The sequence below is a fragment of the Variovorax sp. GW823-FHT04B03 genome, from assembly GCF_058796495.1.
Genome location: NZ_JBXAIT010000001.1, coordinates 1232658 through 1256752, shown reverse-complemented (window position 1 = coordinate 1256752; position 24095 = coordinate 1232658). Strand labels below are relative to the sequence as shown.

At 69.4% G+C, this 24095-nt stretch carries 23 protein-coding genes; 9 read left to right on the top strand and 14 right to left on the bottom strand.

Features of this window, described 5'->3' with window-relative positions:
• Positions 1-22 precede the first annotated feature (22 nt).
• Genes AC1RAD_RS05680 through secA form a run of 4 tightly spaced genes read right to left on the bottom strand, consistent with a single transcriptional unit; the run spans position 23 to position 5401 of the window.
• Positions 23-481, bottom strand: a complete 459-nt coding sequence (locus tag AC1RAD_RS05680; protein ID WP_487847844.1) for an NUDIX domain-containing protein — start codon at positions 479-481, stop codon at positions 23-25.
• Complete coding sequence (locus AC1RAD_RS05675) at positions 478-1353, bottom strand: ATP-binding protein (protein WP_062474537.1); 876 nt, start codon at positions 1351-1353, stop codon at positions 478-480. Before AC1RAD_RS05675 ends, AC1RAD_RS05680 begins: the two co-directional genes overlap by 4 nt.
• Entirely contained in the window at positions 1350-2579 is a 1230-nt protein-coding gene (gene argJ / locus AC1RAD_RS05670; RefSeq protein WP_447741594.1) for a bifunctional glutamate N-acetyltransferase/amino-acid acetyltransferase ArgJ, read from the bottom strand. The genes AC1RAD_RS05675 and argJ overlap by 4 nt, the downstream gene beginning before the upstream one ends.
• Positions 2580-2614: 35 nt before the next feature.
• Positions 2615-5401, bottom strand: coding sequence for a preprotein translocase subunit SecA (secA, locus tag AC1RAD_RS05665; RefSeq protein ID WP_492734147.1), 2787 nt, complete (start codon positions 5399-5401; stop codon positions 2615-2617).
• Between the two features lie 204 nt (positions 5402-5605).
• Between secA and AC1RAD_RS05660 the strand changes: the two genes are divergently transcribed.
• Complete coding sequence (locus AC1RAD_RS05660; protein WP_062474543.1) at positions 5606-5914, top strand: DciA family protein; 309 nt, start codon at positions 5606-5608, stop codon at positions 5912-5914.
• 21 nt (positions 5915-5935) lie between these two features.
• Here the strand turns inward: AC1RAD_RS05660 and AC1RAD_RS05655 are convergent, their stop codons facing one another.
• The 4 genes from AC1RAD_RS05655 to AC1RAD_RS05640 all read right to left on the bottom strand — a co-directional run bounded on the left by AC1RAD_RS05655 (position 5936) and on the right by AC1RAD_RS05640 (position 12707).
• A complete protein-coding gene (locus AC1RAD_RS05655; RefSeq protein ID WP_492734146.1) occupies positions 5936-7171 on the bottom strand; it encodes a pyridoxal-phosphate dependent enzyme in 1236 nt (411 codons plus the stop codon).
• 104 nt (positions 7172-7275) lie between these two features.
• Positions 7276-7968: a PA4824 family protein gene (locus AC1RAD_RS05650; protein ID WP_492734145.1), complete on the bottom strand. Its 693-nt coding sequence runs from the start codon at positions 7966-7968 to the stop codon at positions 7276-7278.
• Between the two features lie 84 nt (positions 7969-8052).
• Positions 8053-9084 carry a response regulator gene (locus AC1RAD_RS05645; RefSeq protein ID WP_492734144.1) on the bottom strand — a complete coding sequence of 344 codons (1032 nt, stop codon included), beginning with the start codon at positions 9082-9084 and terminating at the stop codon, positions 8053-8055.
• On the bottom strand, positions 9081-12707 hold the full coding sequence (locus AC1RAD_RS05640; RefSeq protein ID WP_492734554.1) for a hybrid sensor histidine kinase/response regulator: 3627 nt from the start codon (positions 12705-12707) through the stop codon (positions 9081-9083). The genes AC1RAD_RS05645 and AC1RAD_RS05640 overlap by 4 nt, the downstream gene beginning before the upstream one ends.
• Before the next feature lie 102 nt (positions 12708-12809).
• On the opposite strand from AC1RAD_RS05640, the gene AC1RAD_RS05635 reads away from it, so the two are divergent.
• Genes AC1RAD_RS05635 through ureC form a run of 4 tightly spaced genes read left to right on the top strand, consistent with a single transcriptional unit; the run spans position 12810 to position 15773 of the window.
• A complete protein-coding gene (locus AC1RAD_RS05635; protein ID WP_062474548.1) occupies positions 12810-13112 on the top strand; it encodes an urease subunit gamma in 303 nt (100 codons plus the stop codon).
• A 29-nt stretch (positions 13113-13141) separates the two neighbouring features.
• The gene (locus tag AC1RAD_RS05630; RefSeq protein WP_307584136.1) at positions 13142-13738 is read left to right on the top strand and encodes a HupE/UreJ family protein; all 597 of its coding nucleotides are present in this window, start codon (positions 13142-13144) and stop codon (positions 13736-13738) included.
• A 7-nt stretch (positions 13739-13745) separates the two neighbouring features.
• Positions 13746-14051 carry an urease subunit beta gene (locus AC1RAD_RS05625; RefSeq protein WP_070063624.1) on the top strand — a complete coding sequence of 102 codons (306 nt, stop codon included), beginning with the start codon at positions 13746-13748 and terminating at the stop codon, positions 14049-14051.
• Between the two features lie 3 nt (positions 14052-14054).
• Positions 14055-15773 (top strand): urease subunit alpha, encoded by a 1719-nt coding sequence (ureC, locus tag AC1RAD_RS05620; protein WP_095949383.1) that lies wholly within the window; start codon positions 14055-14057, stop codon positions 15771-15773.
• Positions 15774-15899: 126 nt separating this feature from the next.
• Here ureC and AC1RAD_RS05615 read toward each other — a convergent pair whose 3' ends face one another.
• The 4 genes from AC1RAD_RS05615 to AC1RAD_RS05600 form a co-directional block, all read right to left on the bottom strand.
• Complete coding sequence (locus AC1RAD_RS05615) at positions 15900-17300, bottom strand: amidase (protein ID WP_492734143.1); 1401 nt, start codon at positions 17298-17300, stop codon at positions 15900-15902.
• A gap of 151 nt (positions 17301-17451) precedes the next feature.
• On the bottom strand, positions 17452-18399 hold the full coding sequence (locus tag AC1RAD_RS05610) for an AraC-like ligand-binding domain-containing protein (RefSeq protein WP_492734142.1): 948 nt from the start codon (positions 18397-18399) through the stop codon (positions 17452-17454).
• Positions 18400-18523: 124 nt separating this feature from the next.
• Positions 18524-18928: a type II toxin-antitoxin system death-on-curing family toxin gene (locus AC1RAD_RS05605; protein ID WP_095743902.1), complete on the bottom strand. Its 405-nt coding sequence runs from the start codon at positions 18926-18928 to the stop codon at positions 18524-18526.
• Entirely contained in the window at positions 18925-19152 is a 228-nt protein-coding gene (locus AC1RAD_RS05600; RefSeq protein WP_095743901.1) for an AbrB/MazE/SpoVT family DNA-binding domain-containing protein, read from the bottom strand. Before AC1RAD_RS05600 ends, AC1RAD_RS05605 begins: the two co-directional genes overlap by 4 nt.
• Before the next feature lie 71 nt (positions 19153-19223).
• Here AC1RAD_RS05600 and ureE point away from each other — a divergent pair, with 71 nt between their 5' ends.
• The 3 genes from ureE to ureG all read left to right on the top strand — a co-directional run bounded on the left by ureE (position 19224) and on the right by ureG (position 21301).
• Positions 19224-19817 (top strand): urease accessory protein UreE, encoded by a 594-nt coding sequence (gene ureE / locus AC1RAD_RS05595; RefSeq protein WP_487847852.1) that lies wholly within the window; start codon positions 19224-19226, stop codon positions 19815-19817.
• 140 nt (positions 19818-19957) lie between these two features.
• Positions 19958-20629: an urease accessory protein UreF gene (locus AC1RAD_RS05590; RefSeq protein ID WP_492734141.1), complete on the top strand. Its 672-nt coding sequence runs from the start codon at positions 19958-19960 to the stop codon at positions 20627-20629.
• Between the two features lie 21 nt (positions 20630-20650).
• Entirely contained in the window at positions 20651-21301 is a 651-nt protein-coding gene (ureG, locus tag AC1RAD_RS05585; RefSeq protein ID WP_492734140.1) for an urease accessory protein UreG, read from the top strand.
• Positions 21302-21328: 27 nt separating this feature from the next.
• Here the strand turns inward: ureG and AC1RAD_RS05580 are convergent, their stop codons facing one another.
• Positions 21329-22207: a pirin family protein gene (locus AC1RAD_RS05580; RefSeq protein WP_492734139.1), complete on the bottom strand. Its 879-nt coding sequence runs from the start codon at positions 22205-22207 to the stop codon at positions 21329-21331.
• Positions 22208-22356: 149 nt separating this feature from the next.
• Between AC1RAD_RS05580 and AC1RAD_RS05575 the strand changes: the two genes are divergently transcribed.
• Complete coding sequence (locus AC1RAD_RS05575) at positions 22357-23313, top strand: LysR family transcriptional regulator (RefSeq protein WP_139700107.1); 957 nt, start codon at positions 22357-22359, stop codon at positions 23311-23313.
• On the opposite strand, the gene AC1RAD_RS05570 is transcribed toward AC1RAD_RS05575, so the two are convergent.
• Positions 23302-23910, bottom strand: a complete 609-nt coding sequence (locus AC1RAD_RS05570) for an ATP-binding protein (protein WP_492734138.1) — start codon at positions 23908-23910, stop codon at positions 23302-23304. The genes AC1RAD_RS05575 and AC1RAD_RS05570 overlap by 12 nt on opposite strands.
• Between the last annotated feature and the right edge of the window lie 185 nt (positions 23911-24095).

Genomic DNA, 24095 nt, shown 5'->3' with positions numbered 1-24095 from the left:
ACCACGGTCGTGCCGTGCGTCGTCAGGCGACGCTCGACACCGCCTCGGCGGCCGACGCGGGCAGGCCGCGTTCCTCGACCAGCCACTGCAGCACCGGCAGCGCGCCCGGCAGCACCGGCGCCACGTCGAGCGGCAGTTGCTGCCAGGCCATGGCCTGGCTTTCGCGCATTTCGAACTCGCCGGTCCAGTCCGTCACCTTGCACCAGTGCAGGCGCACCAGCGCATGCGGGTAGTCGTGCTCCGTGACCTTCCAGACCTCGGCGCCGCCGATGGTGATGCCCAGCTCTTCCTGCAGCTCGCGGCGCAGGGCTTCCTCGACCGTTTCGCCGACCTCGATCTTGCCGCCCGGGAACTCCCAGTAGCCCGCATAGGCCTTGCCTTCGGGGCGCGTGGTGAGCAGCAGCGCCTCGTCGGCCAGACGGATCAGCACGCCGACGGCCACTTCGGTGTGCTTGCGCGCCGATGTCACAGCCTCGCTCACGCGCCGGCCCGCCCTGCGTAGTCGCGCGCGAACTGGTAGGCCACGCGGCCGCTGCGCGAGCCGCGCTCCAGCGCCCACACGAGCGCCTCGGGCCGCGCCGCCGCGATGGCCGCGTCGTCGACACCGAACGACGAGAGCCACTGGCCCACGATCGTCAGGTATTCGTTCTGGCTGAAGGGATAGAAGCTCACCCAGAGGCCGAAGCGCTCCGACAGCGAGATCTTCTCTTCGATCACCTCGCCCGGATGCACCTCACCGTCGTCCGTGTGCTTGTACGTGAGGTTGTCCTTCATGTACTCGGGCAGCAGGTGGCGCCGGTTGCTGGTGGCGTAGATCAGCACGTTGGGCGTCGAGGCGGCAATCGATCCGTCGAGGATCGACTTGAGCGCCTTGTAGCCCGGCTCGCCCTCGTCGAAGCTCAGGTCGTCGCTGAAGACGATGAACTTCTCGGGGCGCTGCGACACCACCTCGACGATGTCGGGCAGGTCGGTGAGCTCGGCCTTGTCGACCTCGATCAGGCGCAGGCCCTGCGGCGCGTAGGCCTGCAGACAGGCGCGGATCAGCGACGACTTGCCCGTGCCGCGCGCGCCGGTCAGCAGCACGTTGTTGGCCGGCTTGCCTTCGACGAACTGGCGCGTGTTGCGCTCGATCTTTTCCTTCTGGACGTCGATTTCCCTCAGCGAATCGAGCGCCATCGTGGCCACGTGCTTCACGGGCTCCAGCACACCATGGCCGGAGCTGCGACGGCGGTAGCGCCACGCGATGGAGGCGCTCCAGTCGGTTGGCGCGGCCAGTGGCTGGGGCAGGATCGATTCGATGCGGCCGATGAGCTGTTCGGCGCGTTCGATGAGCTTCTGGAACTGCTCGTTCATGACCGGTAATCGGCGTTGATGGTCACGTACTCGTGGCTGAAGTCGCAGGTCCACACGGTGTCGCTGGCGGTGCCGCGGCCCAGGCCGATGCGCACGGTGATCTCGCTCTGCTTCATCACGCGCTGGCCGTCTTCCTCGCGGTACGACGGGTTGCGCCCGCCCTTCACCGCCACGTGCACGTCGTCCAGGAACAGGTCGATGCCGGTCTGGTCGAGGTCGGCAATGCCGGCATAGCCGACGGCCGCCAGGATGCGGCCCAGGTTCGGGTCGCTAGCGAAGAAAGCGGTCTTGACCAGCGGCGAATGCGCCACGGCATAAGCCACCTGGCGGCACTCGGCCCCGTCCTTGCCGCCGTCGACCTGGATGGTGATGAACTTGGTCGCGCCTTCGCCGTCGCGCACGATGGCTTGCGCCAGCAGGCGGGCCACGTCGCGCATCGCGGCCACGAGCGCCTGGCCATCGGCCGAGTCGAGCGAGGTGATGGTGGCGTGCGCGGCCTTCTGCGTGGCGATGACCACGAACGAGTCGTTGGTCGAGGTGTCGCCGTCGATGGTCACGCGGTTGAACGAAGCGTCGGCCAGCTGCGTGGCCAGCGGCTGGATCAGCGCGGGGTCGATCTTCGCGTCGGTCGCCATGAAGCCGAGCATGGTCGCCATGTTCGGGCGGATCATGCCGGCGCCCTTGCTGATGCCGGTGATGGTGACCGTGGCGCCGCCGATCTTCACCTGGCGGCTGAACGCCTTGGGGATCGTGTCGGTGGTCATGATGCCTTCGGCGGCACGGGCCCAGTTGTTTTCCGACGCGTCGGCCAGCGCGGCCGGCAGGCCGGCTTCGATGCGGTCCACGGGCAGTGGCTCCATGATCACGCCGGTCGAGAACGGCAGGATCTGCTCGGGTGCCAACTCCAGATGGCGCGCCAGCGCGATGCAGGTCGAGCGCGTGCGCATCAGGCCGTCTTCGCCGGTGCCGGCGTTGGCGTTGCCGGTGTTGATCACCATCGCGCGGATGCCGTAGTTGGCCTTCAGGTGGTCACGGCAGACCTGCACCGGGGCGGCGCAGAAGCGGTTCTGCGTGAACACGCCGCCGACCGCCGAGCCTTCGTCGATCAGCACGACGGTCAGGTCCTTGCGGTTGGCCTTGCGCACGCCGGCTTCGGCCACGCCGATGCGGACGCCGGGCACCGCGAACAAGGCGGCGGGATCGGGAGCGGACAGGTTCACGGGCATGGGATTTCTCTCAATGAAAGGTGCGGGACTTCAGCTCAGTTCAGCTTGCCGTGGCACGCCTTGTACTTCTTGCCGCTGCCGCAGGGGCAGGGGTCGTTGCGGCCGACGCGCGCAAAGGCAGCGGCTTCGGCGCTCAGCGCGCCGGTGCCGACGGCCGCCAGGCGGCGCTGGTTCTCTTCGTCGACGCGCACCTCGACCTCGCCGGTCTCGGTGGGCGCGGTGTAGGTGATGTTCGAGACGTTCTCGCCGCGGCTTTCCATCTCTTCGGCCGCCTGCTCGAGCTGTTCACCCGACTGCACGCGCACCGTCATGAGCTGGCGCGTGACTTCGTTCTTGACCGAGTCGAGCAGCTGGCCGAAGAGCTCGAAGGCCTCGCGCTTGTATTCCTGCTTGGGCTGCTTCTGCGCATAGCCGCGCAGGTGGATGCCCTGGCGCAGGTAGTCGAGCGAGGCCAGGTGTTCGCGCCAGTGGGTGTCGATGCTCTGCAGCAGCACCATGCGTTCGAACTGGGTGAAATTCTCCTGACCGATGAGTGCGACCTTGGCGTCGAAGCTCTCGTTGGCGTAGGCCACGATCTTCTCGACCACTTCCTCGTCGGAGATGGCTTCGGAGGCCTCGACCTGCTGCTTGAGCGGCATGTCGATGCCCCACTCGCTGAACAGGCTCTTCTCGAGGCTGTCGAGGTCCCATTGCTCTTCGACCGATTCGCGCGGCACGTACTGGCGAGCGAGGTCGGTGAAGCAGCCTTCGCGCAGCGCGGCGATCTGCGCCGTGAGGTCAGCCGCGTCGAGGATGTCGTTGCGCTGCTGGTAGATCACCTTGCGCTGATCGTTCGACACGTCGTCGTACTCGAGCAGTTGCTTGCGGATGTCGAAGTTGCGCGCCTCGACCTTGCGCTGCGCGCTCTCGATGCTGCGCGTGACGATGCCGGCCTCGATGGCTTCGCCGTCGGGCATCTTCAGGCGGTCCATGATCGCCTTCACGCGGTCGCCCGCGAAGATGCGCATGAGCGGATCGTCCAGGCTCAGGTAGAAGCGCGAGGAACCCGGGTCGCCCTGGCGGCCCGAACGGCCGCGCAGCTGGTTGTCGATGCGGCGCGACTCATGGCGTTCGGTGGCAATGATGCGCAGGCCGCCCAGCGACTTCACGAACTCGTGGTCCTTGGTCCACTCGGCGCGCACGTGGGCGATGTCGGCCTGCTTGGTGGCTTCGTCGCGGCCTTCGTCGGCCTCGATCGCCTCGATCATCTTCTCGATGTTGCCGCCCAGCACGATGTCGGTACCGCGGCCGGCCATGTTGGTCGCGATGGTGATCATCTTCGTGCGGCCGGCCTGCGCGACGATGTCGGCTTCGCGGGCGTGCTGCTTGGCGTTGAGCACCTGGTGCGGCAGGCCTGCCTTCTCGAGCAGGGCGTCGATGATTTCCGAGTTCTCGATGGACGAGGTGCCCACCAGCACCGGCTGGCCGCGCTCGTAGCACTCGCGGATGTCCTGGATGGCTGCTTCGTACTTCTCGCGCGTGGTCTTGTAGACGCGGTCGAGCTGGTCGTCGCGCTTGCTGATGCGGTTGGGCGGAATGATCGTGGTCTCGAGACCGTAGATTTCCTGGAACTCGTAGGCCTCGGTGTCGGCCGTGCCGGTCATGCCGGCCAGCTTGCCGTACAGGCGGAAGTAGTTCTGGAAGGTGATCGAGGCCAGCGTCTGGTTCTCGGCCTGGATCTCGACGCCTTCCTTGGCTTCCACGGCCTGGTGCAGGCCGTCGCTCCAGCGGCGACCGCTCATGAGGCGGCCGGTGAATTCGTCGACGATGACCACTTCGCCCTGCTGCACCACGTAGTGCTGGTCGCGGTGGTACAGGTGGCGGGCACGCAGCGCGGCATTCAGGTGATGCATCAGCGTGATGTTGGCCGGGTCGTACAGCGACGCGCCTTCGGGAATCAGCTTGAGCTCGCCCAGGATGCGCTCGGCGTTCTCGTGGCCATCTTCGGTCAGGAACACCTGGTGGGTTTTCTCGTCGACCGTGAAGTCGCCGGGCACCGTGACGCCCTCGCCCGTGCGCGGATCGGCTTCGCCTTCCTGCTTCTTGAGCAGCGGCACCACCTTGTTGATCGCCAGGTACAGGTCGGTGTGGTCTTCGGCCTGGCCGCTGATGATCAGCGGCGTGCGGGCCTCGTCGATCAGGATGGAGTCCACCTCGTCGACGATCGCGAAGTTCAGGCCGCGCTGCACCCGGTCGCCGGGCTCGTAGACCATGTTGTCGCGCAGGTAGTCGAAGCCGTACTCGTTGTTCGTGCCGTACGTGATGTCGCTGCTGTAGGCGGCCTGCTTCTCTTCGCGTGGCATCTGCGGCAGGTTGATGCCGACCGACAGGCCCAGGAAGTTGTACAGGCGGCCCATCCAGGTCGCGTCGCGGTTGGCCAAGTAGTCGTTCACCGTGACCACGTGCACGCCCTTGCCGGACAGCGCGTTCAGGTACACGGGCAGCGTGGCGGTCAGCGTCTTGCCTTCGCCGGTGCGCATTTCGGAGATCTTGCCGTTGTGCAGCGCCATGCCGCCGAGCAGCTGGACGTCGAAGTGGCGCATCTTCATGACGCGCTTGGAGCCTTCGCGCACGGTGGCGAAGGCTTCGGGCAACAGGTCGTCGAGCGACTCGCCCTTGGCGATGCGGTCCTTGAATTCCTGCGTCTTGGCGCGCAGCGCGTCGTCGCTGAGCTTTTCGAATTCGGGTTCGAGCGCATTGATGCGCGTCACCGTCTTGCGATACTGCTTGAGGAGCCGGTCGTTGCGACTGCCGAAGATCTGGGTCAGGAAGTTGGTTGCCATGGGCGTGGAGAGGGGCGGGCACCTGACACGACAGGCACTGCGACCGGATTCCCTAAGATATGGTGAAAGCAGTTGGGCGCACCTTCTTCGAATGCAAGCTTCGCAAGTCTCGAAGTCGGATGGCCCCGTTCCGGAACAAACGCCGACGCACGCGTCGGCAAACCGGGCATTTTAGCTGTCTTGTTTCTAACCCCTGGATTACCCATGTATCGCCGACTGCCCCCCGCCATTTCACTGCACGATGCTGCGGCAGGCGCCCCCACCCTGGGGAGCCTGATGGCGCGCGCGCGGGACACGGCCGAGCGGCTGAAGGCGATCGAAGGGTTGATTCCACCGGCCATGCGCGCGGCCATCCAGCCGGGGCCGGCCGAGGGCGACGTGTGGTGCCTGCTGGTCAAGGGCAGCGCCGCGGCCGCCAAGCTGCGCCAGCTGTCGCCGATGCTGGTCACGCGGCTGAAGAACCGGGGCTGGGACGTCGCGACGATCCGCATCAAGGTGCACACGGGGCGCTGAGCCCCGGGATGGCACACCGCCTCAGGCGGTCACGGCGCGGTCGGGCCAGCTCGGGTCGCTCGACGCGTCGGAGGTCAGCACCATCACGACATGCGCGTCGGCTGCGATGGTCTCGGCCTCGCGCAGTTGCCGCACGGCCCCCAGGCCCGCCGCTGCTGCCAGTTCGGCACTCACGCCGGCCGCAGTAAGCAGCCGCCGCGCCGCGCGGGCCTCGTCGTCGCCCACCACCACGGCACCGCCGCCGCTGGCCGTGGCGGCCTGCCATTGCAGATAAGTGACCGTCGCGCCCGCGCTCGACAGCTGCGCCGTGCGACCAGGGTAGCTGCCGTTGAGCGCCCCGCCGCCGAGCACGCGCGACAGCCGCGGGAAGGGCTCGACCAGCCACATCCGCGGCAGGCGCGCGATGCGCCCCGCCGCCAGCAGCTCGCGAAAACCGGCGTAGATGCCCCAGGCCATGTCGCCGCGCCCGGTCGGCACCACGACGTGATCGGGCAGGCCGCCGTCCTTCAGGCACTCTTCGGCGATGGCCTTGTAGCCCTCCACGCCCAAGGGCGCACTGCCCAGCGCGGGCAGGCGGTAATTGGACAGCGCGAAATACCCCGGGTACTGCGAGCGCTCGCGCACGAAGCCCCAGCGGCCGGTGTTGTCGGCGAACACATAGCGCCGCGCGCCCAGCGCGTCGAGCTGGCGGGCGTAGGTGGCGGGCATCGCCTCGTAGGAGGCCACCTCGCAACCGAGCCCCGCGGCCCACGCGTAGTGCGCCGCCGACACCGCCGTGTTGCCCGACGACGCGAGCACCAGCGTGTGGGCCCCGGCGTCCAGCGCCTGCGCCACGCCCATCGCGGTCAGCCGGTCTTTCGGCGAGCCGGTCGGGTTGCGCGATTCGTCCTTGATGCTCAGGCGCGCGATGTCGAACTGCCGCGCCAGCTCGGGCATGTCGTGCTGCGGCGTGTTGCCCTCGCCGAGCGAGAAGCCCTGCACGTACGGCATCGGCACCACGTCCGGGCCGCCGGGCCGGTAGCTGGCGCGCAGCCCGACGTGGAAGCCGGCCTGCCGGCAGGCCGGGCAGCCGTCGTTGGCGAGCGTGACCGGGTACAGCGCGTCGCAGCGCAGGCACTGCAGCCCCTGCAGGCGCGGATTGCGCTGCGGCGTGAACGAGCGGCCGAGCACCCCGGCCGGCCGGCCCGGCAGGAAGGTCTGCGCGGGGCTCTCCGGCGGCGCGGTGAACTTGAAGTCCAGAACGGGCGATGGGGTCACGGATCGTTGACTCGTTAATAAATGTGACCGAATCTTATTCAAAATCAACAAAATCCACGATACGGGAGTTCATCCCATTGCAGCGGATTTCAGTTTTCCTTCACTTATTTCCAGCTGAATTCGTGGTTCAGCCCGATCACCACGCCGCGCACGCCCTGCGGCCCGGTGCGCGAGGTGCTGATGTCGACGCTGATCAGCGGCGTCAGGCTGAAACGGCCGCCCACGCGCGAGGTCCACAGGCCTCCGGCCCGGTTGCGCTCGGCGATCAGCGACACGGCGTCGTTCAGAGCCCACTCCACGGCCAGGCCGCCGCGCGGCGTGCGCGCGCCAGTGCCCAGCGCCCAGTCGGCGCCCAGGTTGGCGTGAATCTGCAGGCTGGCCGTGGGCCGCCAGGTGAGCGGCACCACCAGCTGGCCGCCCCAGCGACCGCCGCGCCGCAGGTCGGCCACCGCGCCCATCGACACGGCGGCGCTGAAAGGCGCGTCGGCGGCCGCGCCGGCAAAGGTCCACTTGAGCTGCGGTCCGCCCGTGACCGAATGCACGCCCTGCGCCGAGAGCCGGTCGAAGTTCAACCCCAGCTCGACCGGCCCGACCCGGCAGGCCGGCCCGACATGGAAACCCGTCGTGACCGGCTCGGCGCCGCTGCGGCCCCACCAGGTTTCGTACTGGCACTGGCCGGGGTCGAGCGTGCCGGCGTCGTCGACATCGAAGTGGCCGGCGGCCTGCGCGCCGAGGCCCGGCAACGCCGCGACTGCGGCAAGAAGCAGGCGTGCGGTGCGGTTGTTGTTGTTCTTCATCTCGTGCTTCCCTCAGAGAGCCCTGCCTCATTCTAGGAAGCCGGAAAGTCCGCGCCATGACGCGGCAACGCCATCCCCCGCCCTTCAGAGTTCGAACTGCGGCTGCAGCTCGCGGATGCGCTTGATCGCCACGCCCGCCGCGGCGGTGCGCGTCTCCACGCCCAGCTTCACGTACACGCGCTCCAGGTGCTTCTTGGCGGTGGCCGGGCTGCTGCCGAGGATCTCGCCGATGTCCTTGTTGGTCTTGCCCTTGACCACCCAGTACAGCACCTCGGCCTCGCGCGCCGTGAGCTTCAGGCTCAGGCTCATGGCCTCGATCACGGCGGTGTCGGAGACCTCGCGCATGACGATCATCCACTCGTCGCCGGCGTCGTCCTCGCCGGTCTGGCGGTGCAGCCGCAGGCTCAGGCTGCGGGCCCCCTGCGCGATGACCAGGGCCGGCGGCTCGATGCCGCGCGCGCGGGCGTCGGGCGCGTGCTGGCGCAGCCAGCCGAGCACGGCCGGCGGCGTCTCGGGCGCCTGCGTCTCGCAGTAGCGCGCCAGCAGGTCGCGCGCCAGCGCCGTCTGCCAGATCAGCCGCCCCTCGGGCAGGCGCACCGTGATGCTCGCGTAGCCGAAGGCGTCGAGCGCGTTGCGCGCCTGCCCGGCCTGATGCGCCTCCTGCCGCGCGCGGCGCGCGCCCTGCAGGTGCACGTTCATGCGCGCCAGCACTTCCTTGGGCTTGATCGGCTTGGTGACGTAGTCGACTCCGCCCGCCTCCAGCGCGGCCACGAGGTGCTCGGTTTCGGTGAGCCCCGTCATGAACACGATGGGAATGTGCGCGGTGGCCACATCGGCCTTGAGCCGGCGCGCCACTTCGAAGCCGTCGATGCCCGGCATCATCGCGTCGAGCAGCACGATGTCGGGCCGCGCCTGCGCGGCGCGCTGCAGCGCCTGCTCGCCGTTGGTGGCGATGAGCACGGTGTAGCCCGACTCGTCGAGCGCGTCGTGCAGCACGGCGAGGTTGTCGGGCACGTCGTCGACGATCAGCACCAGGTCGCCGTGGGCGCCCTGCTGCTCGCGCAGCGTGCGGGCGAGCGGTGAAGCGGGCAGGGTCGTTGGAGACAAGAAAGTCATGCGGCGCCCTCGGCGGCTTCGGCCAGCGCGCGGCCCATGGCTTCGAACTGGAACTGGCGGGCCAGCGCGCGCTGGGCCTCGGTCCACGCGGCGCACTCGGGCTGCGCGGCGTCGATGTCGTCGAGCTGGTTCATGATGCCCCGGAAGTAGCCCAGGCCCACGGCCTCGTCGAGCGCACGCAGGCGCGCCAGCGACGGCGGCTGCATCGCGCGCGGCGCGGCCACGGCGGGCGCGGGCCGCGCGGCGGTGTCGGACCACTGCAGCGCGAGCCGGCGCTCCAGCCAGTCCAGCAGTTCGGTGTGGCGCACAGGCTTGACGAAGAAATCTTCGGGCGCGATGCCCACGTCGTTGTCCAGGCCCTTGTCGAAGGCGTTGGCCGAGACGATGGCCACCGACGCGTCGGCCAGCCCCAGCTTGCGCGCACGGCGGATGGTTTCCCAGCCGTCGATGCCGGGCATCGCGAGGTCGACGAACATGGCGTCGGGCCGGTAGCCGGCGGCGATGAGGTCCAACGCGTCGTGCCCGCTGGCCGCGCTGCGCAGCTCGAAGCCCAGCGGCGCGAGCACATGGCCCAGCAGCTCGCGGTCGGCCTCCTCGTTGTCGACCACCAGCAGGCGCCGGCGCGCGCCCTCGTAGCCACGCCGCGCGCGCGGTGCCGGCGCAACGCGTGCACTGCCCGCCACCGCCTCATGCACGCGCGGCAGGAACAGCCGCACGCAGAACAGCGAGCCCTCGCCCGGCGTGCTGCGTACCTTCATCTCGCCGCCCATCAGGTCGGTCAGCATCTTCGCGATGGTCAAACCCAGGCCCGCGCCGGGTGCCGACGACACCGCCGCGTGGCCGCGCGCGAAGGGCTCGAAGATGCGCTCGATGTCGGCCGCCGTCATGCCCGGCCCGGTGTCCTCGATCTCGATGGCGGCGAACTCGCGCGCGTACGAAATGCGCAAGGTCACCTGCCCCGCCGCCGTGAACTTGATCGCATTGCCCAGCAGGTTGATGAGGATCTGGCTCACGCGCTTTTCGTCGGCGCGCACCACGTCGGGCAGCGTGCCGGCCGCCTCGAAGCGAAAGCGCAGGCCCTTCTCGGCCGCCTGCAGCTCGAACATGTCGGCCAGCTCGCGCATCGCGTCGGCAAAGCGCATCGGCCGCGCGTCCAGCGTGAGCTTGCCGGCCTCGATGTGGGCGATGGCCAGCGTGCCCTCGATGAGCGACAGCAGGTGCTCGCCGCCGCGCTTGATCACGGCCACCGCCTGCTGGCGGTGCGGCGGCACCGAATGGTCTTCGCCCATGAGTTGCGCGTAGCCCAGGATGCTGTTGAGCGGCGTGCGCAGCTCGTGGCTGATGGCGCTGATGTAGCGGCTCTTGGCCTGGTTCGCGAGGTCCGCCGCGCGCCGCGCCTGGTCGGCCGCGAGCTTGGCGTGCTCGGCGATCTCGCGGGCTTCTTCGGCGCTCTGCTTGGCGTCCTGCAGCGCGCGGTCGGTCTCGCGGTGCAGCGCAATCTCACGCACCAGCAGGTGGGTCTGGCGGTTCGACTCCTCTTGCGCCACCTTGCGGCTCTGGTGCGCCAGCACCAGCCACCACGCGACGATGCCCGCGATGACCAGCAGCGCCATGTAGGCCTTGAGAAAACCCGAGCGCAGCGACGCCTGCTGCACCGCGACCAGCGCCCCGCCCACATCGGCCTGCGCCGCCAGCGCGAGCGCGCCTTCGCTCAGCGCCCGCAGCTCCTGCTGGTAGAGCACGCCGAACACCACGGCCAGCAGCGGCACGATGACCAGCATCAGCAGCAGGAAGTGCCCGAGCCCCGTGTCCAGGTAGCGCCAGCTGCGGCGCGGCAGCAGCCAGCGCAGCACGGCGGACCACTGCGCCGACAGGCTCGCGTGCGGCTTGCACAGATCGCCGCAGCGCGCGTCGAGCGTGCAGCACAGCGAGCAGATCGCGCCCTGGTAGGCCGGGCAGTGCGCCATGTCGGGGCCTTCGTATTCGCGCTCGCAGATCACGCAGTGCTGCACCTTCAGGCGCTGGTAGCTGCCGCCCTCGTCCGGCGACGGCTCGACCCGCGCCCAGCGCACCTTGCGCCCGCCCGCGGCCGGCGCGAACAGCACGGAGCCGCCCGCGTCGGACGTGCGCGCGAGGTAGTACTTGCCGCCCGTGACCCACGCCAGCAGCGGCGACGCGACCAGCGCCGTGCCCAGCGCAATCAGCGCCGAGAAGGCCTGCGCCAGTGGCCCGAACACGCCCAGGTGCGCGGTGATCGACAGCACCGACGCCAGCGCCATCGCGCCCACGCCCACCGGGTTGATGTCCCACAGGTGCGCGCGCTTGAACTCGATGCCCGGCGGCGACAGCCCCAGCGGCTTGTTGACGACCAGGTCGGCCACCACGGCCATCATCCAGGCGATGGCGATGTTGGCGAACAGGCCGAGCACGTCGCCCAGCGCCTCGAACACGTTCATCTCCATCAGCATGAAGGCGATGAGCGCGTTGAACACCACCCACACCACGCGCCCCGGATGGCTGTGCGCCACGCGCGAGAAGAAATTGCTCCAGGCCAGCGAGCCGGCGTAGGCGTTCGTCACGTTGATCTTCAGCTGCGAGACCACCACGAACAGCGCCGTCGCCGCCACCGCCCAGCCGTAGTTCGGAAACACGTACTCGTAGGCCGCCAGGTACATCTGGTTCGGGTCGACCGCGCGCTCCACCGGCACCATGTGCGTGATCGCCAGGTAGGCCAGCGCCGCCCCGCCCAGCATCTTGACCACGCCCAGCACCACCCAGCCCGGCCCGCCCGCCAGCACGCCGGCCCACCAGCGGCGCGTCGTGCCCGTGGTGCGCGCGGGCATGAAGCGCAGGTAGTCGGCCTGCTCGCCCATCTGCGTGATGAGCGCGATGCCGACCGTCAGTGCGGCACCGAACAGGTGCAGGTTGAATCCTTGTGCGCCCGACTTCGCCCCGCCGTAGTGCGTGATGCCCGCGAACGCACCAGGATCGCGCACCAGCACGAAGACAAAGGGCACCACCAGCATCAGCAGCCACAGCGGCTGCGTCCACAGCTGCAGCCGGCTGATCACCGACACCCCGTGCGTGACCAGCGGAATCACCACCAGCGCGCACACCAGGTAGCCCCACACCGGCGGAATGCCCAGCGCCAGCTCGAGCGCATAGGCCATCACGGCCGCCTCGAGCGCAAAGAAGATGAAGGTGAAGCTCGCGTAGATCAGCGAGGTGAGCGTGGAGCCGATGTAGCCGAAGCCCGCGCCGCGCGTGAGCAGGTCCATGTCGACGCCGTAGCGCGCCGCGTACACGCTGATCGGCAGGCCTGCCAGGAAGATGATGAGCCCGGTGACGAGGATCGCCCAGAAGGCGTTGGCGAAGCCGTACTGCACCAGCAGCGTGGCGCCGACCGCCTCCAGCACCAGGAACGAGGCCGCCCCGAAGGCCGTGTTGGCCACCCGCCATTCGGACCATTTGCGAAAGCGCTGCGGCGTGTAGCGCAGCGCGTAGTCCTCGAGCGTTTCGCTCGCGACCCAGCTGTTGTAGTCGCGCCGCACCTTGACGATGCGCTGGGGAGCGTCGTCGGTCAGGAGAGGTGGGTCGGCGGGATTCACACCGTTTCGGTGCAGCTTTCATGCCATCAGGTACGGCATTTGGCGAACAGGGCACGACTGTTGCAAAGCCACAGCCTTGCCCATAATCACCGACCGCCACCCGACCCCACCCCCGCCATGGAACTGACCCCGCGCGAAAAAGACAAGCTGCTGATCTTCACGGCGGCGCTGCTGGCCGAGCGCCGCAAGGCGCGGGGGCTCAAGCTCAACTACCCCGAAGCCGTCGCGCTCATCACCGCCGCCGTGATGGAAGGCGCCCGTGACGGCAAGAGCGTCGCCGAGTTGATGAGCGAAGGCCGCAGCGTGCTCACCCGCGCCGACGTGATGGACGGCATCGCCGAGATGATTCCCGACATCCAGGTCGAGGCCAGTTTTCCTGACGGCACCAAGCTCGTGACCGTCCACCAGCCGATCGTCTGAACCTCCGCCACAAGAAGAAAGACCTTTTCATGCGCTTCGCAAAGACTTCTGCCCTGCTCGCCGCCCTCCTCCTGCCGCTGGCCGCCAGCGCCCACACGGGCGTCGACGGCGGCGTGCACCACGGTTTCGTCACCGGCTTCATGCACCCGCTCACCGGCGCGGACCACCTCGCGGCGATGGTTGCGGTCGGCCTGTGGAGTGCGCTGGTCGCGCGCCGCGCCTGGCCCGACCTGCTGTGGGCGCCGCTGGCCTTCGCGGGCATGCTGCTCGCGGGCGCGCTGGCCGGGCTGGCCGGCGTGCAGCTGCCGGCGGTGGAGCCGATGATCGCCGCCTCGCTGCTGGTGCTGGGCCTGCTGGTCGCCACGCGCGTGCACCTGCCGGCCGGCGTCGCCATGGCCGTGGTGGGCCTGTTCGCCGTCTTCCACGGCGTGGCGCACGGCCACGAACTCGCGGGCGAGCACGGCGCGGCCCTCACGCTGGCCGGCATGGTCAGCGCCACGCTGCTGCTGCACGCGGCCGGCATCGCGCTGGGTTGGGCACTGCGCCATGCCAACGCCTGGCTGCCGCGCGTGGCCGGCGCCGCCGTCGTCGCCCTGGGCGCCACGCTGCTGGCCCAGGCAGTCTGAGGCGGCCATGACGCCCGGCGAACTCCTCACCGACGACGGCGAGCACACGCTCAACCCCGGCCGCCGCGCCCTCACGCTGGTGGTGCGCAACACGGCCGACCGGCCGATCCAGGTCGGCTCGCACTACCACTTCGCCGAGACCAACGGCGCCCTCGACTTCGACCGTGCCGCCGCGCGCGGCATGCGGCTGAACATCGCCTCGGGCGCCGCGGTGCGCTTCGAGCCGGGGCAGCAACGCACGGTCGAGCTGGTCGACTTCTCGGGCGATCGCATCGTCTACGGCTTTCGCGGCCTGGTTCAAGGAAAGCTCTAAAACATGGCCACCATCGGGCGACGCGCCTACGCAGAAATCTTCGGCCCCACCGTGGGCGACCGGGTCCGTCTTGCGGACACCGACCTGCTGATCGAAGTCGAAGCCGACTACACGCTGCGTGCCGGCGGCTACGGCGAAGAGGTGAAGTTCGGCGGCGGCAAGACGATCCGCGACGGCATGGCGCAGTCGCAGCGCACGCGCGCACAGGGCGCCGTCGACACGGTGATGACCAACGCGTTGATCCTCGACCACTGGGGCATCGTGAAGGCCGACATCGGCCTGAAGGACGGCCGCATCGCCGCCATCGGCAAGGCCGGCAACCCCGACGTGCAGCCGGGCGTGGACATCGTCATCGGCCCGGGCACCGAGATCATCAGCTGCGAGGGCACCATCGTCACCGCGGGCGGCATCGACAGCCACATCCACTTCATCTGCCCACAGCAGATCGAGGAAGCGCTGGCCTCGGGCGTGACGACCATGCTCGGCGGCGGCACCGGCCCGGCCACCGGCACCTTCGCGACCACGGCCACGCCAGGCCCCTGGCACATCGAACGCATGCTGCAGGCGGCCGACGCGTTCCCGATGAACCTGGGCTTTCTCGGCAAGGGCAACGCCAGCCTGCCCGATGCGCTGCACGAGCAGATCGAGGCCGGCGTCATGGGCCTGAAGCTGCACGAAGACTGGGGCACCACGCCGTCGGCCATCAGCAACTGCCTGGACGTGGCCGACGCCACCGACACGCAGGTGGCGATCCACAGCGACACGCTGAACGAATCGGGCTTCGTCGAGAACACCATCGCCGCCGTGGGCGGGCGCGCCATCTGCGCCTTCCACACCGAGGGCGCGGGCGGCGGCCATGCGCCCGACATCCTGCGCGTGGTGGGCGAGTCGAATTTCCTGCCCTCGTCGACCAACCCGACGATGCCCTACACCGTGAACACGCTCGACGAGCACGTCGACATGCTCATGGTGTGCCACCACCTCGATGCCGGCATCGCCGAAGACCTGGCCTTTGCCGAGTCGCGCATCCGCAAGGAAACCATCGCCGCCGAAGACGTGCTGCATGACCTGGGCGCGATCAGCATGTTCAGCTCCGACAGCCAGGCCATGGGCCGCGTCGGCGAGGTCGTCATCCGCACCTGGCAGACCGCGCACAAGATGAAGCAGCAGCGCGGCACGCTGCCCGAGGACAGCGAGCGCAACGACAACTTCCGCGCGCGGCGCTACGTGGCCAAGTACACGATCAACCCGGCCCTCGCGCACGGCATCGCGCACGAGGTGGGCTCCATCGAAGTCGGCAAGTGGGCCGACCTCGTGGTCTGGAAGCCGGCCTTCTTCGGCGTGAAGCCCTTCACCATCATCAAGGGCGGCACCATCGCGATGGCCGCGATGGGCGACCCCAGCGCGTCGATTCCCACGCCGCAGCCGGTGCACTTCCGGCCGATGTTCGGCGCCTACGGCGGCTCGCTCGCCAAGAGCTCGCTGACCTTCGTCTCGCAGGCCGGGCTGGCCGCGGGCATCAAGGAACGCTACGGCCTGAGCAAGCACCTGAGCGCGGTGAAGAACATCCGCAACGTGCGCAAGCAGGACCTGATTCACAACGGCTACACGCCGAAGATGGAGATCGACGCGCAGACCTACGCCGTGCGCGCCGACGGCCAGCTGCTGACCTGCGAGCCGGCCAAGGTGCTGCCGATGGCGCAGCGCTACTTCCTGTTCTGAAGGAGGCCGCAACGCGGCCGTCCGACGGGTTTGCAATCAAGGTGAGCGCAAGGCGCGAAGCCGCAGACAGTGCTGACGCACGGCAAGGCGACGCAACGCGGCGATCGCCTTGATTGCGAAGCCGTCTCACACGGCCGGATGCCGGCGGTGCCAGTCGGTCGCCCGCTGGAACGCCCAGCCCGCGCGCACCAGCAGGTCTTCGCCGAAGTGCGGCGCCACGAACTGGAAGGCCACCGGCACGCCCGCCTCAGTGGCGCCGCCCGGCAAGGTGAGCGTGGGGCTGCCCGTGAGGTCGAACGGGCAGGTGTAGCGCAGCATGCCCGCCAGCAGCTCCGGGTCCACGCCGAGCTGGCCGGCGCGTTCGAGCGTCGGCGCCGCGAAGGGAATGGCCGGGATCAGCAGCAGGTCGACCTGTTCGAAGAACGTGCGCACGCGGCCGGTGAAGTCGGCGCGGCGCAGCAGCAGCTTCTGGTAGTCGGTGGCGCTTTGCGAAAGCCCGAGATCGATCAGCCCCGAGAGGCCCGGGCCGTACTCCGCACGCCGCGCCGGGTATGTCGCCTCGTGCGCCACGGCGGTCTCGACCGCGCACAGCGGCGACCAGTCGAGCACGGCCTGCGTCGTGTCGGGAAACACCACCTCGCGCACCGAAGCGCCCAGCGATTCGACCGTGCGGATCGCAGCCGCGAGCGTGGCGCGCGTGGGTACGTCCACGCGGTCCAGCGTCCAGGCGGGGTCGATGCCCACGCGCAAGCCGGCCAGGCCGCGCGTCATCGTCGCCAGGTAGTCGGGCACCGGCAGCGTGCTGGCCGTCGGGTCGCGCGGGTCGGCGCCCGCGATGGCCGCCAGCATTGCGCCCGCGTCGGCGGCGCTGCGCGTCATCGGGCCGATGTGGTCGAGCGAGGCGGCGAGTTCGAAGGCGCCGTGGCGGCTCACCCGCCCCCACGTCGGCTTCAGGCCCGTGATGCCGTTGGCCGCCGACGGAAAGCGGATCGATCCGCCCGTGTCGGTGCCCAGCGCGCCGAAGCACAGCCCCGCCGCCGTGGCCACGCCCGAGCCGCTGGACGACACGCCCGGCCACAGCGAGGCGTCCCACGGATTGACCGGCGACGCGATCTGCGGATGGTGGTCGGCGAACGCGCCTTCGGTCTGCTGCAGCTTGCCCAGGATCACCGCGCCGGCTTCGCGCAGGCGATGGACCACGGTCGCGTCTTCCGTCGGGCGGAACGCTTTGTGGATCGCCATGCCGTGCGCGCTCGGCACGCCCTCGGTCCACAGCAGGTCTTTCACGGCCAGCGGCACGCCGTGCAGCGGCCCGCGCGCGCGGCCGGCGGCGATCTCGGTGTCCGCGCGGCGCGCCTCGTCGAGCGCCTGCGCGTCCATGCGCGTCGCGTAGCTGCGCAGCCGGCCATCGACGGCCTCGATGCGCGCGAGCATGGCGCGCGTGACCTCTTCCGACGAGCGCTCGCGCGACTGGATCTGCCGGCCGACCTCCAGCAGTTCGAGATGATGCAATTCCTTGTCCGCCATGACTGACTCCCGCGTGTGTAGGGTTGAGAAAGAAGGTCCGAATCCAAGTGGCAAGCTGCCACCCCGGGCGAACCTTATCGGCGCGCGGCGGCCCGCGCTGGTCTCTTCCGGACATGCACTTGTGCTGGGGCGGACACCCCGCGCGCGGCGCTCAGCGCGGCTTCAGCAGCGTGTGCGGCGCGCAGCCGTAGGCCTTGCGGAAGACCCGGCTGAAATGCGAGAGGTCGGAGAACCCGTGCTGGAACGCGACGTCCGTCACGCTGTGCGCGCGCCCGCCCACCAGCGCCTCGCGGCTGGCCGCCAGGCGCGCCTGCCAGACCGCGCCCATCGCCGTGGCGCCCTGGCGCGCGAACGCCCGCGCCACGGTGCGCGCCGAGACATGGTGCGCCTGCGCCAGCGCCTCGAGCGACAGCGCCGGGTCGTCCAGGTGGCGTTCGATGTAGGCCGTCATGCGCGCATGCAGGCCGCGCTCGGCACCGGCGTCGCCAGCCATGTCCTGCTGCAGTTCGAGCGTCACGGCCAGCAGGTCGATGAGCGCGCCGCCGAAGCGTTCGGCCGCGGCGGATTGCGGCTGCGCAAAGGCCGGGTTCGCCGTCTCCTGCAGCATCGCGTGCAGCGGCCTCGCGCCGGGGCGGTCCGCGGCGATGGTGCAGGCAGTGAAGTCTTCGGCCTTCGCGAAGCGCCGCAGCAGCAGCCGGCGCGGCATGCGCGCCAGGTAGACCGAGCGCGCGTCCAGCGTGCATTCGAACGGCCGGCCGGCGTCGTAGAGCAGCATGTCGCCGCTGCGCAGCCGCCCCTGCCGCCCGCCTTGCACCAAGGTGCCCTCGCCCTCCTGCACGAAGGCCAGCCACAGGTCGTCCAGCGGATGCCGGCGCAGGTGGGGCGCGTCGCGCGACCAGTGATGCATCGGCGCCGACATGCGGTTGACGCTGACCGCGCCCACCTCGCGCACGTCGAGCCGCCCTTCGAACGGCTCGGCCGTCATCGCACGGCTGGCCGCGGGAATGCAGTGGCGGCACACGACGTCGTGCCAGTAGTCGAAACGCAGCGGGGTCGCCACGTCGGTCGTCAGGTAGGCCAGGCTGTTCATGACGCGCATGCTGGGGCGGATGGGGCGCGCAGGCAAGCCCTGCGCGGGGCCCGGTACTTGCTACGGGAAGAGAAACCTTTATTGCACCGTGCCCATGCCTGCGTTTTCATTCACCCGCGCCGCGCGCGCCGCTTCAGTCGTTGCGTGGCGCCAGGTGCTCGCGAATCCACTGGGCGAGCGCGTCTTCGTCCAGTCCGCCTTCGGCGAGCTTCAGCGTGATGAGCACGCAGTCATGGTCGGACGCCACCAACTCGAAGCCATTGAGGTCGAGGAACACTTCCATCGCGACGAAAGCGGTTCGCTTGTTGCCGTCGGTGAAAGGGTGGTTGCGCGCAATGCCGAAGGCGTAGGCGGCGGCCAGCGTGGCGGCATCGGGCGATTCGTACAGCGCGCGGTTCTGCGGCCGGCCCATGGCCGAGGCCAGCAGGCCCTCGTCGCGCACGCCCGCCGGCCCGCCATGCTCGGCCAGCTGCTCTTCATGCACCGCATGAATCAACTGCAGGCTGAGCCAGACCCAGGCCTGGTTGGCCGCGCTCATTTCGCCAGCTCGCGCAGCACGTTGCGTCGCTTCTTCATGACGCGCCGCGCCGCCTCCATCTGGCGTTCGAAGGCGTCGTCGTACGGCGTGAGCGTGAAGCCGCCACCCGCGGCCTGCGTGAGGTAGACCGTGTCGCCCTTGCCGACCTTCATGCTGGCCAGCACCTCCTTGGGCAGGATGACGCCGACCGAGTTGCCGATCTGGGTCAGTTTGAGTGCGGACATGGCGGACTCCCACGAGCAAAAGTTATAACAAGCGTTATATTATTCCGCCTCATCTGGAGTCGCAACCCGCCATGCTCACCGCCAACAAACTCATGCCCCAGGGCCGCGGTCTCGCGCCCGTGCTGCTCAAGCGTGCCGCCACCATCGAACTCGATTGGGACGTGCGCCAGAAAAGCCGTTTCGACGCCACCGACTCGCAAGGCCGGCAGATCGGCATCTTCCTGCCGCGCGGCACCGCGGTGCGCGGCGGCGACGTGCTGGTGGCGGAAGACGGCTCGCTGGTGCGCGTGATCGCGGCGCCGCAGCCCGTGCTGCGCATCACGCACTGCACCGCCCACGGCACGCCCTTCGACCTGACGCGCGCGGCCTACCACCTGGGCAACCGGCATGTGCCGATCGAGCTCAAGCCCGACCACCTGAAGATCGAACCCGACCACGTGCTGGCCGACATGCTGCGTTCGATGCACCTGATCGTCGTGGCCGTCGAAGAAGCCTTCGAGCCCGAAGGCGGCGCGTACGGCGCGCAAGGGCATTCGCATGGCGGCCACAGCCATGACCACGGCCATGACCACAGTCACGACCACGGGCACTCGCACAGCAGCGGCCCGAAGCCCCTCGTGCTCGCCCCCGAACTGCTCGACGACGATCACGGCCACTCGCACTGAAATGAACGACGGCCTTCCCGTGCGCAGGACACTGGGTGCTTCCCGCAGCGAAATCAAGGAGGAGGCCGCAGGCCGGGGGACATTCGCGGAGGGAAGTACCCGGTGGCCTGCGCACGCGCCCTGAACCACAGCGCTGAAAAATGCCAACCCCGCACAGCCTCCTCCAGCTCATCTGGCTCGCCTCCCCTGCCCTGCCGGTCGGCGGCTTCTCGTACTCCGAAGGCGTCGAGGCCGCAGTCGAATGGGCCGGCATCCATTCCGAAGCCAGCGCCACCGAGTGGCTCTCCGACCAGCTGCACCTGAGCTTCGCGCGCGGCGACCTCGCCCTGGCCGCCCAGGCGATCACCGCCTGGCGCGCGAACGACGCACAACGCATCCGCACCCTCAACGACTGGGTGCTACACACCCGCGAATCCGCCGAGTTCTTCCTGCAAACCGAGCAGATGGGCCGCTCCTTCGTCGAGTGGCTGAAGCTGCACCATGCCGACACGGCCGAGGTCTTCGCCGGCCTGCCCGCGACCTACCCCGTGGCCTTCGCGTTCGCCGCCAGCCGCACCGAAGCCACCGTGCAGGACGGCTGCCTGGCCTTCGCCTTCGGCTGGGCCGAGAACATGGTCGCCGCCGCCGTCAAGGCCGTGCCGCTGGGCCAGAGCGCGGGCCAGCGCATCCTGGCGCGGCTGGCGAACGAAATCCCTGCGGCCGTCGAGCGCGCAATGCAACTGAGCGACGACGAGCGCCAGGCCTTCGCGCCCCTGCTGGCGGTGTTGTCGGCCCGCCATGAAACACAATATTCCCGCCTCTTCCGAAGCTGACCGAACCGGACCTTTTCGCCCATGACCTCCGCCCTGCACCACATTCCGAACCGCACCAAGAAGCTCCCGCCGCTGCGCGTGGGCATCGGCGGCCCCGTCGGCTCGGGCAAGACCACCCTGCTCGAAATGCTCTGCAAGGCGATGCGCGACGAGTACGACCTCGTCGCCATCACCAACGACATCTACACCAAGGAAGACCAGCGCCTGCTCACGGTGGCCGGCGCGCTGCCGGCCGAGCGCATCATGGGCGTGGAAACCGGCGGCTGCCCGCACACCGCGATCCGCGAAGACGCCTCGATCAACCTCGAGGCCATCGACCGCATGCTCGAAGACTTTCCCGACGCCGACATCGTGTTCGTCGAATCGGGCGGCGACAACCTCGCGGCCACTTTCAGCCCCGAGCTGTCGGACCTCACCATCTACGTGATCGACGTGGCGGCCGGCGAAAAGATCCCGCGCAAGGGCGGCCCCGGCATCACCAAGAGCGACCTGTTCGTCATCAACAAGACCGACCTCGCGCCCTACGTGGGCGCGAACCTCGACGTGATGGAACAGGACACCCAGCGCATGCGCCGCCAGCGCCCCTACGTGATGACCAACCTCAAGACGCTCACGGGCGTCGCCGAGGTGGTGGCCTTCATCGAAACGCGCGGCATGCTCACCGCCGCCTGATTCTTCCACCAGGGCGGCGGTGGGCGCTCAGTGCGCCACGGCCTCCGGCATCTGCCCGAACTTCCCGCTGCCGAAGTCCTTCATCGCCTGCACGATCTCGTCGCGCGTGTTCATCACGAACGGGCCGTGGCCGACGATGGGTTCGTCGATCGGCTCGCCGCTGAGCAGCAGCACCACCGCGTCGTTGTTGGCGTCCAGCGTGAGCGCATCGCCCGCGCGGTCGAGCAGCACCATCTGCGCGTCGCGCACGACCGTCTCGCCGTTCACCTGCACCGTGCCGCGCAGCACCACCACCGCGGCCGTGTGGCCTTCGGGCACCGGCAGCGTCACCTGCGCGCCCTGGTTCAGGCGCAGGTCCCACACGTCGATGGGCGTGAAGGTGTGGGCCGGTCCCTTGTGGCCGAGGTAGTCGCCCGCGATCACGCGCACGCTGCCCGCGCCTTCGGGCAGCGGCACCGACGGAATCTGCGCATCGACGATGGCCTGGTAGCCCGGCGTGGCCATCTTGTCCTTGGCGGGCAGGTTGACCCACAGCTGCACCATCTCGAGCTCGCCACCGTCGCGCGTGAACGCTTCGGAATGGAACTCCTCGTGCAGGATGCCCGCGCCGGCGGTCATCCATTGCACGTCGCCGGGGCCGATGGTGCCGCCCTGCCCGGTCGAGTCGCGGTGCGACACCTCGCCCTTGTAGACGATGGTCACGGTCTCGAAGCCGCGGTGCGGGTGCTGGCCCACGCCGCGCGGCTGATCGGTCGGGGTGAACCGGGCCGGGCCGGCGTAGTCGAGCAGCAAAAAGGGGCTGGCGTGGCGCCCCAGCGTGTCGTAGCTGAACAGCGAGCGCACGGGAAAACCGTCGCCCACCCAGTGCGGGCGCGGTGCGCTGTAGGTGCCGAGGATCTTCTTCATGGTCTGTGTTCCTTTCCATCTGGCGGCTCGCCCGGAACGGGAAAGCCATGGATCAAGGATGGGGCCGCAACGATGCTTTGAGTAGATGCCAGAATTCGCCCTCATCGTTCCATTTGGCGAACGATCAACGGCACGGAGGGCCCCCAGCCATGCGCGACCTGAACGATCTCTACTACTACGCCCAGGTGGTCGACCACGGTGGTTTTGCCCCCGCCGGCCGCGCGCTCAGCGTGCCCAAGTCGAGCCTGAGCCGGCGCATCGCGCTGCTCGAAGAGCGGCTGGGCGTGCGCCTCATCCAGCGCTCCACGCGCCGCTTCAGCGTCACCGACATCGGCCGCCAGTACTACGAGCATTGCGTGGCCATGCTGGTCGAGGCCGATGCCGCGCAGGAGGCCATCGACCGCCTGCAGGCCCAGCCGCAGGGGCTGGTGCGGCTGTCGTGCCCGCCGGCGCTGGTGTACTACCAGGTGGCCGAGATGCTCGCCCGCTTCATGACCGAGTGCCCGCGCGTGACCGTGCAGCTCGAGAGCACCAACCGCCGCGTCGACGTGATCCGCGAAGGTTTCGACCTCGCGCTGCGCGTGCGCTTTCCGCCGCTCGAGGACACCGACCTCGTGATGAAGGTGCTGGGCCACAGCACGCAGCGGCTGGTGGCCCACCCGCGCCTGCTCGAAGGCCTGACGGCGCCGGCCAGCCCCGCCGACATCGGCCTGCTGCCCAGCCTGGACCTGGGCCCGGCCCAGCCGCACCACACCTGGTCGCTCGAAGGCCCCGATGGCGCGAGCGCCGAGGTGCGCCACCAGCCCCGCCTGGTGACCGACGACATGGCCGCGCTGCGGCATGCCGCCCTGCAGGGCGTGGGCGTGGCCAAGATGCCGACGATGATGGTGCGCGACGACCTGCAGGCCGGCCGCCTGGTCGACGCGCTGCCGCAATGGGCGCCGCGCAGCGGCATCGTGCACGCGGTGTTCCCTTCGCGCCGCGGCCTGCTGCCGTCGGTGCGCAAGCTGGTGGACTTCCTGGCGGTGGAGTACGAGGCGCTCGAAGCCCTCGAGCTTTCGGGCGTATCGGCCGCATCGGCGCCGACGCGCACTTCAGTCGACTGATCCAGCGGCCACCGCCGGCGCGTACAGCGGCAGGCGCAGCGTCAGCCCGAGCACGCCGCCGTCGTCCGGCGCCGAATAGATGCGCCCGCCGTGGCGCCCCGCGATGCGTTCGCAGATGCGCGCACTGGCCAGCGAGGCGGCGTCGAGGGCGTCGAAGAAGCGCGCCAGCGGCGGGCGTTCGCTGTCTGCGTCGAGGTCGCGCCAGTGAACGACGGCCTGCGTGCCTTCGATGCGTGCGCGCACCTGCAGCGTCGCGCCCGCGGCCATCACGCGCGCGGCATGCGCGGCCACCTTGGCCAGCAGCTCGCGCAGCTCCGATGGAATGCCGAAGACCGGCACCGCTTCCGCGGGCAGGTCCACATCAAGGTGCAGAGATATTGCATCGCCAGATTCAGTGCCGAGCAATGGCCGCAGGTCCTGCACGCGGCTGTCCGCCAGCTGCTGGCGCTGCTGCGTGCGGGCCTGCTGTGCGAGGCCACGGGCGTGCACGGCCGCGCGGGCGTTGGCGACGAACAGCGCGCCCATCAGCGCGAGCACGCCGGTCAGCCCAAGGCCGATGAGCGTGGCGATGACCAGGCCGAGTGAATTGCCGTACATGGTCGGCGCTCCCTCAGCGCGGTTCGGGAAAGGCCGGCCGCGCGCAGCCGCTCGGGGCCCCGCAGCGTGGCGGGGGGCCTTCGCGAAACCCCGGCGGTGGCCCGGGCGGAAAAAGAGGAGGCGGCAGCACGATGCAGCCCGACAGGCCGAGCGCTGCCAGCACGCCTGCGAGGTGATGAATCCGG

Bases quoted from the DNA above. Each gene is read 5' to 3' on its own strand.
- AC1RAD_RS05675 (WP_062474537.1), bottom strand. From the start codon at position 1,353: ATGAACGAGCAGTTCCAGAAGCTCATCGAACGCGCCGAACAGCTCATC.
- argJ (WP_447741594.1), bottom strand. From the start codon at position 2,579: ATGCCCGTGAACCTGTCCGCTCCCGATCCCGCCGCCTTGTTCGCGGTG.
- secA (WP_492734147.1), bottom strand. From the start codon at position 5,401: ATGGCAACCAACTTCCTGACCCAGATCTTCGGCAGTCGCAACGACCGG.
- AC1RAD_RS05660 (WP_062474543.1), top strand. From the start codon at position 5,606: ATGTATCGCCGACTGCCCCCCGCCATTTCACTGCACGATGCTGCGGCA.
- AC1RAD_RS05650 (WP_492734145.1), bottom strand. From the start codon at position 7,968: ATGAAGAACAACAACAACCGCACCGCACGCCTGCTTCTTGCCGCAGTC.
- AC1RAD_RS05645 (WP_492734144.1), bottom strand. From the start codon at position 9,084: ATGACTTTCTTGTCTCCAACGACCCTGCCCGCTTCACCGCTCGCCCGC.
- AC1RAD_RS05635 (WP_062474548.1), top strand. From the start codon at position 12,810: ATGGAACTGACCCCGCGCGAAAAAGACAAGCTGCTGATCTTCACGGCG.
- AC1RAD_RS05630 (WP_307584136.1), top strand. From the start codon at position 13,142: ATGCGCTTCGCAAAGACTTCTGCCCTGCTCGCCGCCCTCCTCCTGCCG.
- AC1RAD_RS05625 (WP_070063624.1), top strand. From the start codon at position 13,746: ATGACGCCCGGCGAACTCCTCACCGACGACGGCGAGCACACGCTCAAC.
- ureC (WP_095949383.1), top strand. From the start codon at position 14,055: ATGGCCACCATCGGGCGACGCGCCTACGCAGAAATCTTCGGCCCCACC.
- AC1RAD_RS05615 (WP_492734143.1), bottom strand. From the start codon at position 17,300: ATGGCGGACAAGGAATTGCATCATCTCGAACTGCTGGAGGTCGGCCGG.
- AC1RAD_RS05610 (WP_492734142.1), bottom strand. From the start codon at position 18,399: ATGCGCGTCATGAACAGCCTGGCCTACCTGACGACCGACGTGGCGACC.
- AC1RAD_RS05605 (WP_095743902.1), bottom strand. From the start codon at position 18,928: ATGAGCGCGGCCAACCAGGCCTGGGTCTGGCTCAGCCTGCAGTTGATT.
- AC1RAD_RS05600 (WP_095743901.1), bottom strand. From the start codon at position 19,152: ATGTCCGCACTCAAACTGACCCAGATCGGCAACTCGGTCGGCGTCATC.
- ureE (WP_487847852.1), top strand. From the start codon at position 19,224: ATGCTCACCGCCAACAAACTCATGCCCCAGGGCCGCGGTCTCGCGCCC.
- AC1RAD_RS05590 (WP_492734141.1), top strand. From the start codon at position 19,958: ATGCCAACCCCGCACAGCCTCCTCCAGCTCATCTGGCTCGCCTCCCCT.
- ureG (WP_492734140.1), top strand. From the start codon at position 20,651: ATGACCTCCGCCCTGCACCACATTCCGAACCGCACCAAGAAGCTCCCG.
- AC1RAD_RS05580 (WP_492734139.1), bottom strand. From the start codon at position 22,207: ATGAAGAAGATCCTCGGCACCTACAGCGCACCGCGCCCGCACTGGGTG.
- AC1RAD_RS05575 (WP_139700107.1), top strand. From the start codon at position 22,357: ATGCGCGACCTGAACGATCTCTACTACTACGCCCAGGTGGTCGACCAC.
- AC1RAD_RS05570 (WP_492734138.1), bottom strand. From the start codon at position 23,910: ATGTACGGCAATTCACTCGGCCTGGTCATCGCCACGCTCATCGGCCTT.